The 12,614-nt window shown below is 46.1% G+C and carries 10 protein-coding genes; 9 read left to right on the forward strand and 1 reads right to left on the reverse strand.

From position 1 onward, the window contains the following. The first annotated feature begins 1 nt into the window (after nucleotide 1). The 9 genes from V1L52_RS05815 (at nucleotide 2) to V1L52_RS05855 (ending at nucleotide 11,119) form a co-directional block, all read left to right on the forward strand. On the forward strand, nucleotides 2-1,501 hold the full coding sequence (locus tag V1L52_RS05815; protein ID WP_428771539.1) for a hypothetical protein: 1,500 nt from the start codon (nucleotides 2-4) through the stop codon (nucleotides 1,499-1,501). Beyond that, nucleotides 1,498-2,832: a hypothetical protein gene (locus V1L52_RS05820; RefSeq protein ID WP_428771541.1), complete on the forward strand. Its 1,335-nt coding sequence runs from the start codon at nucleotides 1,498-1,500 to the stop codon at nucleotides 2,830-2,832. Before V1L52_RS05815 ends, V1L52_RS05820 begins: the two co-directional genes overlap by 4 nt. Beyond that, nucleotides 2,816-3,880: an RnfABCDGE type electron transport complex subunit D gene (locus V1L52_RS05825; RefSeq protein ID WP_428771543.1), complete on the forward strand. Its 1,065-nt coding sequence runs from the start codon at nucleotides 2,816-2,818 to the stop codon at nucleotides 3,878-3,880. The genes V1L52_RS05820 and V1L52_RS05825 overlap by 17 nt, the downstream gene beginning before the upstream one ends. Then, nucleotides 3,873-4,304, forward strand: a complete 432-nt coding sequence (locus V1L52_RS05830; RefSeq protein ID WP_428771545.1) for a hypothetical protein — start codon at nucleotides 3,873-3,875, stop codon at nucleotides 4,302-4,304. The genes V1L52_RS05825 and V1L52_RS05830 overlap by 8 nt, the downstream gene beginning before the upstream one ends. Further along, complete coding sequence (locus V1L52_RS05835) at nucleotides 4,301-4,903, forward strand: hypothetical protein (RefSeq protein ID WP_428771547.1); 603 nt, start codon at nucleotides 4,301-4,303, stop codon at nucleotides 4,901-4,903. Before V1L52_RS05830 ends, V1L52_RS05835 begins: the two co-directional genes overlap by 4 nt. After that, the gene (locus V1L52_RS05840) at nucleotides 4,900-5,460 is read left to right on the forward strand and encodes a hypothetical protein (RefSeq protein WP_428771549.1); all 561 of its coding nucleotides are present in this window, start codon (nucleotides 4,900-4,902) and stop codon (nucleotides 5,458-5,460) included. Before V1L52_RS05835 ends, V1L52_RS05840 begins: the two co-directional genes overlap by 4 nt. A 74-nt stretch (nucleotides 5,461-5,534) precedes the next feature. Beyond that, on the forward strand, nucleotides 5,535-7,511 hold the full coding sequence (locus V1L52_RS05845) for an alpha-amylase/4-alpha-glucanotransferase domain-containing protein (RefSeq protein ID WP_428771551.1): 1,977 nt from the start codon (nucleotides 5,535-5,537) through the stop codon (nucleotides 7,509-7,511). A gap of 10 nt (nucleotides 7,512-7,521) precedes the next feature. Then, complete coding sequence (metG, locus tag V1L52_RS05850) at nucleotides 7,522-9,960, forward strand: methionine--tRNA ligase (RefSeq protein ID WP_428771553.1); 2,439 nt, start codon at nucleotides 7,522-7,524, stop codon at nucleotides 9,958-9,960. Nucleotides 9,961-9,967: 7 nt separating this feature from the next. Beyond that, complete coding sequence (locus V1L52_RS05855; RefSeq protein ID WP_428771555.1) at nucleotides 9,968-11,119, forward strand: lipid II:glycine glycyltransferase FemX; 1,152 nt, start codon at nucleotides 9,968-9,970, stop codon at nucleotides 11,117-11,119. Nucleotides 11,120-11,143: 24 nt separating this feature from the next. On the opposite strand, the gene V1L52_RS05860 is transcribed toward V1L52_RS05855, so the two are convergent. Beyond that, the gene (locus tag V1L52_RS05860; protein ID WP_428771557.1) at nucleotides 11,144-12,613 is read right to left on the reverse strand and encodes a DUF92 domain-containing protein; all 1,470 of its coding nucleotides are present in this window, start codon (nucleotides 12,611-12,613) and stop codon (nucleotides 11,144-11,146) included. Nucleotide 12,614 lies beyond the last annotated feature (1 nt).

The raw sequence follows: 12,614 nt of genomic DNA on the forward strand, positions 1-12,614 counted from the left end.
CATGAAAGAAAAAACTTTTATTATCGGAGCTGCACTGTGCAGCGCTTTTTTTTGTTTTATACTGATTTTTTGTCGTACCGCACCCTCATTTAAAATATGGCAAAATTATACGGTTTTTTACACGGAACGCGGGGTAAGCGAAGATACCGTGCTCGATTTATTTTCCCGGGAGGGAGTCGCAGGCGTTTTATCCCTGCGTCACACTCGGTTTCCGCCTCTTCCGGCCCTTACTCCCGTGCAGTATATGAACGGCTTTGCAAAATTTTCATATGAAGATTTACAAAATCTCTTTTTTTCCGATAAAAACGGGAATTACCGTTTATACTATGTACCGCAGGAAGCCGCAGGTACTGCCGTTTCTGCACTGAAAAATGCCGATTTTAAATGGGGAACGGATGCGCGGGGAAAGAGGCCTTATACGGTACCCGCCGCCGTGTTTTTGCTTTTTATCTGTTTTACCCTATTTGCAAAAAACAAGGGGTTTTTCTCGGCAGTTTTTTTCCCCTTTGTGCTTTATACCTTTTCCGTGCCTTTTTATCACAGCGCATCCTTTGTATGTCCCTTCGGTTTTGCCTTATTTATTATCCAAAAGTCATGGCGCAGGAAAAACTTTTTTAAAAAGGCCCTTATGCATCCGCTTGTTGTGTCCTCGGCTTTTTTATTAAGCCTTTCTGCGGCCGTTTCGGGTGTGCGCCCCCTTCTTTTATTTTGCGCCGCGGTCTGTGCATCGGCGGCTTCGGTGTATGTTTTGTTCAAACTTGAAGGTTTTCGGTGTGCTAAAGCCGTATTTAATCCGGTTTTTATTATTCCCGCCGCCCTTATCGATACACGCGATATTTTGCGCGTTCGCTTTGCTCTTATTCCCGCCCTTTGTATAGCCCTGTTTACGGTGTCCTTTTTTATAAGCGGCTTTTACGGCGCAAGCGGAGGAAAAACGGGGCGCACTGCGGGGGTATCCGGCGGATTGTCCGGCGGTATTTCCGATGCCTATTTTCCCGCTCCGATAAAAAAAACGGTAAAAAAAGATTTTTCACTTTTTTCATATAATGCAGTCAATGCCGTCGACATTGAAAACCGCCTTCCCGATTTAATCGATTTTATCGGAGCTTTTTGGTTTACCGAAACCTATCCCTTCCGCAAGCTTGACAGTTTGAAAGGCGGTAATCCGAGTATCGGCGACAGGGTTACGTACTCGGACTATAAAAGAGAAGGGGGAAGGCTGAACGAAGTATCCGTAAACGTTGCCGTATTCGATGAAGCTTATATTCGCCGTATTACGGAGCTTGCATACCGAAACGCTTTTTTGGGTTCCGGGGGGGCTGAAGCTTTGTTAAGCCGCCAAAAAGGCTTTATGCGTACCGGCTATGTGCGCGTTCACGGTGCGCAAAACGGCACGGCGGCCCTTATCTTTACGTTATGTGCTTTTATATATATACTGGTTTTGCTTATCGGTTTAAGCAAATACCGATTTCTTTTTAGTAACAGAGGCGCCGACAGATGAGAGAAAAAAAAGAAGAGTTTGATTTTCCGCACTATGAGTACCGCCGTCTCCATTGCGCCTACATACCGTCTACAGCCTTTGTGTCGGTGCGCCAGGGTAAAAGCGATTCAAGATTTATAATACGGGAAGGAGATGAGGTTTCCGAAGGTCAGATAATTGCATCCGGTTATAAAAATGCCGTCCCCGTACATGCGCCTATTCCGGGTATTGTCAGTGAAATAGCCGAACGTACCATGCCGGACGGAAGCCGTGCCGAATGCGCCGTATTGCAATTCCGCGGCGGTTTTGCGTTTGAAGGCAAAGAGCAGGTGTATACCGACTATCGTAAAAAACAGGGCTCCCATAAATTGATTCCTCTGATTCGTCAGCACGGAATAATCAATACCTTTGATTTGGATAACAATTCTTTGGCCGAGCAATTGGACAAAGCCGGCTCCGATAACTATGTACTTGCAGTCCGCTTGTTCGATTTTGATCCGGGATGCTCGCGCGACGGTTTTATCAGCTCTTTTTTTACAAAAGAAGTGATTGAAGGGGCATGCCTGTGCGCCCGTGCAATGCATACCGAATCCCTTGTGTTTTTTTACGGCGGTGAAGACTTCCGGCTTCCCGACGAAAAGACGTTAGAAGCCCTGTGCGATACAATCTCATGCCGCTTTATAAAAATCGATACCCGGTTTTATCCTTCAGGCTCTCAGCGCGTATTGGAAAAGATTTTGCAAAAAAACACCGTACAGCATACAAAGCCGGGTTCGGAAAAGGCTTTTCGAAACTTCGAAAAGGGAAAAAATAAAGCTTTATTTATAGACAGTGCAACCGCATACGCCGTTTACCGCTGCCTTTGTTTATCCGTTCCCTTTACCGATACCGTAGTTGAAGTAAACGGACCTGCCTTACACGAATCGAAGATGTTTAAAGTTAAAATCGGTACCCCGATCAGGCGTCTTTTGGAAGAATGCGGCGGATGCGAAAAAGAGCCGGCAAAAATCATTATAAACGGCCTTATAAAGGGTACGGCGGTTTCCGATTTGGATATTCCCGTTACAAAATACGTAAAAACCGTCACCCTTCTTTCGGCGGACAGTATTCCCGATCAACGTATATCCGATTGTATACACTGCGGTTTTTGCAGAAAAGCCTGTCCTCTGGGTATTCAAAGCGACCGAATATACAGTCATTTTGTAAATAAAACCCCGCTTGGCGCCGATATACTGCTTTCGGCGCATTTATGCGATGACTGCGCCTTATGTAATGCCGCATGTCCTGCACGGCTTCCTCTGTATCAAACCGTTTCAAAGTATAAGGAAAAACAAGATGCGGCACAATTATAAACATATTACGTTAAATCCCTTTTGCAGTTCAAATCCGTCTTTGAACGGTATTATGAAAATGAGTATAGCGGTTCTTTTGCCGCAGATTATTATGCTTTTTATTACAAAAAGCTATAATTCCCTTGTATTGCTTTTATGCAGTATCATTGCCGCCCAAGGTGCTCAGGTTTGTTATGCGGTGATTAAAAAATCCCGCGCCTTTTTGTCGTGGACGATAATGTTTGAGGGAGTCATTGCGGGAATGCTGATACCCGCAGGATATCCGCCGCACACCCTGTTTATAGCGGTTTTTACCGTACTTCTACTGCAAAACCTTATATTCGGTTCGTATGCACAAGGCTGGGCAAATGCGGTTGTCGTTATTCTTATCGTATTGTATTTTATCAATCCTGCAATGTTTCCGCCTTCCTTATTGCCGCATGACTGTTTTACCCAAAGCAATGCCGGCTCCCGCCTGTTTTCCGAAGGTATAGTGCAGGTTGCCGATTTCGATAAGCGCATCGGCGGTTTTTTAAACGGCGGTATTTTTTATTCATGGGGCATATCGGTTCCCGAAGGTTATATAACCCTGCTGTGGGATTCGCAGTCCGCCATTCCCGCATTCAGATTTAATTTGCTTACACTGGCGGCTTCTTTGATTTTGATTTCGTATAAGGCTGCCGATTCCCTTGTTACCTACGCTTTTTTAATCGTGTACGGAATTGCCGTGCGTATGCTCAGCCTCTATCCCTACGGTTCCCTTATCGGCGGCGGCGATGTTTTGCTCGCTTTTTGTACCGGCGGTACCCTCTTTGCCGCTTTTTTCCCGTTAAACCGTTTCGGAACCCTGCCCATGACCGCTGTAGGAAAATGTATATACGGGGCAGTCGGGGGGCTGTGTATGTTCGGAATGTGCGGGGCGGGTACTTCTTCGGCCGCCGTGTTTTTTTGCCTTTTGTTTTTGAATATTTTGTCTCCTGCAGTTCAGTATATCGAGGATCGTATCTATGATTTTCAATTACACGGCATTCTCGTTCAGGCAGGCATAAAAGGGGTTAAACATGAATAAAAAAGAAGTATATAAAACAGGCATCTGTATTATGGGCTGCCTTTTTATTGCTTTTTTGCTCATATTGCTGTATTTACCGGCTGAAAAATATAAAGCAAAAAAAATTGCCGAAGAAATCAATACCTTTTTGGATAAAAACGGAAAAAGCGGCTATAAAGTCGGAGAGGCGTTTGTTATCAAATCGCCTATACAATCCGGTGTGCTTATATTTAAATTAGCGGATGCATCGGGAAAACCTGCGGGACTTGTTTGTTTGGTACGCATTACGGGTATATGCGGTCCCGTTCCGGCCCTCTTTATATGCGACAAACAAAAAAATATTGAATTTGCCGGCAGCTTTTTTGAAGACGGCCGTTTAACCGATATGCAGATTGCATATTGGATTACCCATTTACGTACCCTTACGGAGAATACCGAACAATGACAAAAAAAGCCTTATTTTTTTTCACGGCCTCATGCTTAAGTCTTTTTGTACCGGTTCCGCCGCGTTTCGGTTACGGAATCGTTCTTGTACTCTGCGCATCTTTAATCGTATTTGCCGTCATTGTGCTCAAAGCTTTTATTGAGCGTCTCGGCATTGAAAAATATAAAAACTTTTTATTTATGCTAGGCGTTTTAGCCCTTACCTTATTTTTATACGCGCTTATCGGCTTTTGGTCGCCTCTTACGGCCTTTACCCTCGGTTTTATTATCTATATCATTCCCGTGTCCTTATTTATGAATAAGCTCGTTTTTCCGGATGAAGGACAGCCTTTTAAACAGGTATTAAGGCAGGGGTTAAAAAGCTGCGGTATATTGAGCATGCTCGGCTTGCTTTTTTTTGCACTCAGAGAACTGCTTGCCTTCGGAACTCTTTCGTTTCCCGCGCGCTCCGGTTTACGGATATTCGGTATTTTAAAAAGCTTCGGTTTTTTTCCCGTCTTTTTTTGGGCGACTATTCCCGGAGCTCTTATCTTACTTGCTTTTTTACTGGTGCTTTTATCCGTGGTGTACCGCCGCTATGAAATCAAGGAGGAACTGTGATTTTACAATCGGTTTTTATGTACGGTATTCTCTGTGCCGTTCCCCTCGTATACGGCATAGGTTTAAAAAAATTACTCGGTACCGAAAAAAATCCCCGTTATATTTTAGCGGCGGCTCTAAAATCCCTGTGTACGGTTCTTGCAACGATTTTTATAACCCGTTTTTTAGCGCTTAAGATGCTTGCTCCCTATTCCCTTACGGTTTTATATCCTTTTTTTGCCCTGCCTTTTACCCTCGTGTTTTCGCTTTTGTTTAAACAGCTTGTCTATCTTGTTTGCAAAATTGAAACGGCGGAATTCGATATTGTCTTTTTATCGGTTATTTTGGCGGTAAATGAGGGTATGTCTCTTGTACATGCTTTAATAATCGGAGCCGTTTGTACCCTCTCTTTTTATATACTGTTTCCCGTATTGGGCGCTGTCCGTAAGCGCTTAGAGCTTACACGCATACATCCGGCCTTTAACGATACGGTGATGATTATTATTACCCTTGCCCTTATTACCTGCGGTTTATACGGCTGGAATCTGTCTTGGCTTAATGACGGGCTGTTTAAATAAAAAACATAAAAAAAACAAAAAAAAGGCTGTATCCCCTTTTAAGAAAGCGGATATTGATATACAATATATACAATATGGGTGTTGTTAAGATTTGTTTTGTACTGGCTTTCAATTTGCCGGGAGCGGAATTGCCCGAACATATTGAAGAACTGTATCAAACACGATATAAAAAAATTCTCAGCTTTTTATATACACATCCGGAAATGCGACTTTCTTTTTTTGTTTCGGGCCGTATTTTGGAATGGATAGAAAAAAAGCACGACGAAATCATATCCATATGCTCGGAGATGGTTGACCGCAGACAAATTGAAGTGCTCGGCGGCGGTTACTATGAACCCTTGTTTCCGCTTTTGCTTCCTGCAGACCGTTCCGCTCAAATAGAAGCTCTTACAACGGCTATCCGCAAAGCTGCCGGAAAAAGACCGCGCGGCGCCTATTTGACCGAAAGCGTTTGGGATCCCTCCCTTATATCGAGTTTTAATACCTGCGGCATCGAGTATACCTTACTCGACAGCCGTTTTATTCCTCAAAGCGGTTTTCGTCCCGTTTCGATTTTTTCACCCCTGGTTGTGGAAGAGATGGGAAAAACGACAACGGTTATTCCCCTGCATCAAAGCAGTTTGCCGCGCTCCGGTCAAAACCCTGCGGATTATCTTGAGTTTACCCATACCATTGCATCTTCGGGCGATTCGTCGATATTGGCCTGCGTATTTACCCCGCAGCAGTTTTACACCCTTTTGGAAGAAAAATGGTTTGAACGTTTTAGTCAATTGCTCGAAGAGGATACTGTAACATCGTTGAGCTTACCGCAGCGGTATTTAAAACAGTATCGTACACGTTTTCCCGCTTATATTCCCGCAGGCTGTATGTCCGAAGCGGCTATGTGGACATTGGAACCCTTTATTCCTCATACCCGTGTTTTTTCCGAATCGATGCGGCCCACGGTTAAGGATTTTTTAACCGTATATCCTGAAGCGCGCGCCCTGTATTCGCGCATGATGTACGTGAGTATGCTCATCAGCCAATGCCGCGGCGACAAGGCAAGAAAAAAGGCCGCCCGAGAAGAGCTTCATGCAGCCCAGCATTTTGCCCCTTATATATATAAGGGAAGGGGAGGTATAAGCGATAGGACCTTGCGCTGCCGTACTTATAAGCGTCTTTTAAATGCCGAAAAAATCCTTCGTGAAGCATCCGGTTTCAAAGACAATGCAAGCGCATTCGACTTTACAATGTCCGGACGGCGCGATTTTTTATGCTGTTTTGAATCCTTTAACGCCTTTGTTTGTTTACAAGGCGGGCTTTTATTTGAATTCGATATCATGCACAATGCCGTCAATTATTGTACCGCTGCCCGTCATTGCGCAAAAGACGGAAGTACCTACGCCCTATACGAAAAAAAGATGTTTGTAGACCATCTATGGGACACTGATGATTTTCAAAGCTTTACCTCGGATTCTTATACGGGAAGCCCCGTTTTTGCGGCTTGCGAATACCGTGAGCTCGGCTTTGACCGCATGAAAAAGGAAATACGCCTTGCGGTTTCGGGTGTGTGGGGAAAAGACCGACTCCCGGTAACCCTGAAAAAAAACTACAGCCTATCCGAAAACGGGGTTATCTGCCAATATATTTTAAAAAATGAAGGGCAACAGCCGCTTAAAGCGAAATTCGGCGTCGAACACAATATAAGCATTCCTTCCAATGCTGCAAACGTTCTCAATGCCGAAGCCGTTGTATGCGATGCGAGGGAAACACCCTGCAGCGACACAGCCTATATACGCCAATCGGGTATTTCCTTTGTGCAGCTCGGCGATACGGATTCGGAAATCAATTTTATATTCGAACCGAACGAATCCTGCGGTTTTTATCTTGCCCCCTTTTATACGTCTTTACAAAATGAAGACGGCTCCTTTGTCAAACAATACGAAGCGCACACTTGCGCCTTTTACTGGGATGTCAATTTACTCCCCGGTATGGAAACCGAGAAAATCCTTAATATGACGGTAAAAGCGCCTAAAAAAAATACGGTTGCAAAAAAGCCCAAAAAACGCTAAACTGTCCTTTATGAAAAGAAAACTCATCACTTCGGCTCTTCCCTATGTAAACAATATTCCCCACTTGGGTAATTTGATTCAAGTATTGTCCGCCGACGTTTTTGCACGCTTTTGCCGCAGCCGCGGTTATAAAACCATGTATGTGTGCGGCACCGACGAATACGGGACTGCAACCGAAACCCGCGCCCTCGAAGAGGGTAAAACTCCCAAAGAATTATGCGACTATTATCACGCAATTCATAAAGACATTTACGAATGGTTCGGCATTAACTTCGACCATTTCGGCCGCACATCAACCGAACAGCAAACCGAAATCGTACAGTCGCTGTTTAAAGCCTTGGACGAACGCGGCTTTATAAGCGAAAATACGATTGAACAGCTGTACTGCGAAGATTGCAAGCGCTTTTTAGCCGACCGCTATGTGCGCGGAACATGCCCCCACTGCGGCTACGATGATGCACGGGGCGACCAGTGCGAGCACTGCGGAAAGCTTTTGGAACCGACCGAGTTAAAAGAAGCGCGCTGTTCAACCTGTTCTCACAGCCCCGTTTTAAAATCGACCAAACACTTGTATATAAATCTTCCGGCTATTCAAAAAGAGTATGCCCCCTGGATGAAAGAGGCGAGCGAAAAGGGTATGTGGGCTAAAAACGCCGTTCAAATGACCCAAGCGTGGATCCGCGACGGCTTACACGAACGGGCGATTACCCGCGACTTAAAATGGGGAATTCCGGTTCCCAAGCCGGGCTTTGAAGACAAGGTGTTTTATGTATGGTTCGACGCTCCCATCGGCTATATTTCGATAACCAAGGCCCTGTGCGATATGATGGAGCAAAAGGCGCGCGACGGTGAGATTCCCTCCGACACCGTTCCCGATTGGAAGTCGTGGTGGCTTCCTGCAGAATCAAAGGCTCCCGACGCAAAAGAACCGGTAGAGCTGTTTCAGTTTATCGGAAAAGATAATATTCCCTTTCACACGGTGATTTTTCCTTCTACCCTTATCGGAAGCGGCAAAGATTGGACAAAGCTTTTCCATATGAGCAGCACCGAGTATTTGAATTACGAAAGCGGAAAATTCAGCAAGTCGAAGGGGGTAGGGGTTTTCGGAAGCGACGCCAAGGAATCGGGTATTCCCGCCGATATGTGGCGCTTTTATATTTTTTACAACCGTCCCGAAAAATCCGATACCCAGTTTACGTGGAAGGATTTTCAGGATAAGGTAAACAGCGAATTGGTGGGCAATTTGGCAAACCTTGTAAACCGCACCACAACCTTTGTTTCGCGCTATTACGGCGGAAAAATCCCCGAAGGAAAAAGCGACGAAGCCCTGTGGGAAAAGGTGCGCGAAGCCGAAAAACGCATTACCGATTTATACGACCGGGCCGACTTAAAAGACGCTTTTCATGAAATCTTTGCCCTTTCTTCAATTGCGAACAAGGCTTTTCAGGACGGTGAGCCGTGGAAAACCCGCGAAAGCGCGCCTGAAAAAGCGGCGTCCCTTATCCGCGACCTCTGCTACATCATTAAGGATTTAATGATTTTGGTACATCCGGTTATGCCGCAATATGCCGAAAAGGTACTCGGCTTTTTCGGGAAAAAGGGCTGTACGCATAAAATCGGCGTTCCTGCGCAAAAAGACGCGCTTTTATGGGACAATGTGGGCATTACCGAGGGCTTAAGCGAAGTAGTGCACACCGAAATTATCTTTACACCCCTCGATAACGCAAAAACCGACGCCTACCGAAAGCGCTATGCCGGTACACAGGCAGAGCGTGCAAAAGGAGCCGCTCAAACTGCGGGTTCCAAGGAGGCCGGAAAATCGGGTGCGGCTTCACAGTCCGCGGCGGGCTCAAGCGCTGCTTCCGCTTCGGGTGCCGCGGAATCCGCACCGAAAAAAAACGAGCCGGTTATTGCCGAGGACCCCGTTTCCCACTTTAATCAATACATTCAGCTTAAAACGGCTAAAATCCTTAAAGCCGAGCGCCACCCGGACGCCGATAAGCTTTACATCGAAACGATTGACGACGGAAGCGGCACCGAGCGCATAATCCTTTCAGGCCTTGTGCCGTATTTTACCGCAGAAGAATTGACCGGACGCGATATTATCATAGCCGACAATTTAAAGCCGCGTAAAATGCGCGGAATAGAAAGCCGCGGTATGCTTTTGGCCGCCGATTACACCGACAGCGAAGGTAAAACCTGCGTCGAAATTCTCGGATGCCCCGGTGTCCCTCCGGGAACGCCCCTTGTTTTTTTGGATTCCGGAAGCTCATCCGGTGCCGCGTCTGAAAAGCCGGCAGTTTCAAAGCCGGCGGAAATCGACGCCGATGTGTTTTTTGCCTGTCCGATGAAAATCGAACACAATAAGTTTACAATCGGCGGTAAAGTGTTAAGCGCGGCGGGAAAAGAAATTACAACCGTCAAAACCGTATCGGGCGACGTACACTGAGGCGGCTTTGAAAAGCGAAAGCCCCTGCACCTATACAATCAGCCTCATAGAATCGCACAATGCGCCGAGCACGGGTGGTGCCTGCGATACTGCGGAGCAGGGCGGCTCTTCGTCCCGAACGGGGAACGCTTCTTTTTTGCAAAGTGCCTTTTGGGCCGATTTTAAAGCAGCTCACGGCTGGAAGCCGCTTTCAGTAAGCCTTTGTTTAAAAGACGGACAAACGGGAGCGGAAAGCCCCTTTAAGATATCGGTGCTGCTTCGAAGTTTTAAGCGTTTTTTTACCCTTGCCTATATTCCCATGGGGCCGGAGCTTCCGCTTGTGCAAAATGAGCCGCCTGTTTTGTATAACAAAGTGCTTGCCGATACCGCCCGTGCCTTAAAGCCCCTTTTGCCGCGAAACAGCCTTTGTGTGCGCATGGACGTTCCGCTCGACTTTTACTCGCTTGAGGAGCGCGGCGCCTTTGTGCACTCGATTTCAAAACCGCTTGTAAAAGCGCCTTCGGACATTCAGCCGCCCGATACGAACATCCTCGATTTAACTCTAAGCGAAGATGAAATTTCTGCAAATATGAAAAGCAAGTGGCGCTATAACATCAATTTGGCATCAAAGCGTGGCGTCGTTGTCGAAAAAGCGGGCGAAGAAGGTATCGATATTTTTTACGATTTATACCTTCAAACGGCAAAGCGCGACGGTATTGCCGTACATGCAAAAAACTATTACCGCGACCTGCTGCTTCGTTCGGGAAGGGACGGCGTGCAAATTACTATGTACATCGCAAAGCACGAAGGAGAGGCTTTGGCGGCGATTATCGTGCTTTTTTCGGGAAGTGAAGCCGTATATTTGTACGGCGCTTCTTCAAACAATAAGCGTAACCTTATGAGCGCCTACCTTTTACAATGGACGGCGATAAAGGACGCAAAAAAAGCCGGCTGCACCACATACGATTTTTACGGCATACCGCCTACCGACGACGAAAATCATCCCATGCACGGTTTGTACCGATTTAAAACGGGTTTCGGCGGAAAAAACATCCACCGTCCCGGCAGTATAGACCTTCCTCTGTCGCCCCTGTATTCCTTTTTCAGAGCGGCGGAAAAACTGCGCGGCTTTTATCACAAACGCATTAAAAAAATCCGCGTAAAAAAGCGCAATTCATAAAAAAAGAACGATTTTTTGGCTCTTTTAAAGCGGCGTTCCGATAAAAATAAGGGTGCCTGTAAGGGCGACGATAAAAAGGCTTAACAAATTGACCGTATTGTTCGTTACGAATTGTAAACCCGCAGCCGGTATTTCGCCTTTATAAGAAGCTTTATCCTGCAGCAAACCGTTTATTCCCCTGTATTTTCTTTGAATGGTTGAACCCAATACGCTGTCGATAAGCGAACCGAAAAATCCCAAGCTCAGCGTTACGGCAAATCCCCTTATACCGAAGCCGGGAAGGGCGCACAGGGCTATCAATGCGCTTCCCGTAATGCCGGCAAAAAAACCGCACAAAGAAACGCCGCCGGATAAGCCGCGCGGAAGACTTTTTCCGTTGATAATATTAAACACCCGTCCTCTGCACAACATTCCCAGTTCCGAAGAAAAGGTATCCGCACAGGCGGCGGCAAACACGGCAAAGGCTAAAAGCGTAAACATATCGCTTTGACTTTTTATAAAAACCGAAAGCCACACAAGAACAGTTGCCGGAAGGGAATTGCACAACACCTGTTTCCAGTTGCGCTTTCCGCCTGCTTCCTGAATAAGCTCGCCCTGTTGTTTCCGCTCGTTTTTCAGCTTACTGCTTATACTTCCGAAAACAAAAAACACAAGTAAGCTTATGCCGACCCATATTCCGCCGAAAGTGTAAAGGGTAGCCGCCGTCAAAACCGCAGCGACAATGCCGTCTTCCGTTAGGGATTTTTTCCGGTATGCAATATACAGTAAAAGTACTGCCGCAAGCAAATACAAAGCGAATTCGATACTGCCGTGATAGTATAAAAACGAAGCGAGCAGTCCCGAACCTATAGGAAGCGAAAGATTGTCGCAGCCGCGCTTCCCGGTTAATTCCGTAAAACCGGCAAACACCCCGTTAACCGCCGATATGGCAATCAAACTTAAAACGGAGCGGGAAAAAGCAGCGTCGGCATTTAAATGCGTATTAAAATACATCATAACCGCAAAGCTTACGATAAGGCATGAAAGGGCAACCGTAAAAAAGCCCAAAAGGGATTTTTCGGGGGCAAAGGAAAAAGGCCTTTTTTTCCCCCATCTTTTGCCGATAATTGCCGCAAGGCCGTCGCCGTATGCCATGGTCAATAAACCTATAAAGGGCAGCATCATCCAATTCAGCAAAAAGCCTGTACCGGAAAGAAAAAACATGGCAACCGCATAGTAAACCGTTCCCAAGCTGTCGTCGTTGCGCTCCATCGATGAAATAAGCTTATATTTTAAACTCAAACTGTTGACGATGATAAAGATAAAGGGTATAAGCACTACCGCCCATAAGTCGGTAAAAAAGGGTACGATAAACACCCAATTTCCTACAAGGATGTGTACGAATTTACGGGTAAATTCGGTACTGCCCTTTTTCAGCTTTGCAATAATGCCCGACACAAAGATAACGGCTAAAATATAAGCCATCGAAATACCCAAAGCGAGTGCGTTTTGCATA

Source organism: Treponema sp. HNW (genome assembly GCF_050320395.1).
In the GTDB taxonomy this organism is placed as follows: Bacteria; Spirochaetota; Spirochaetia; order Treponematales; family Treponemataceae; genus Treponema_C.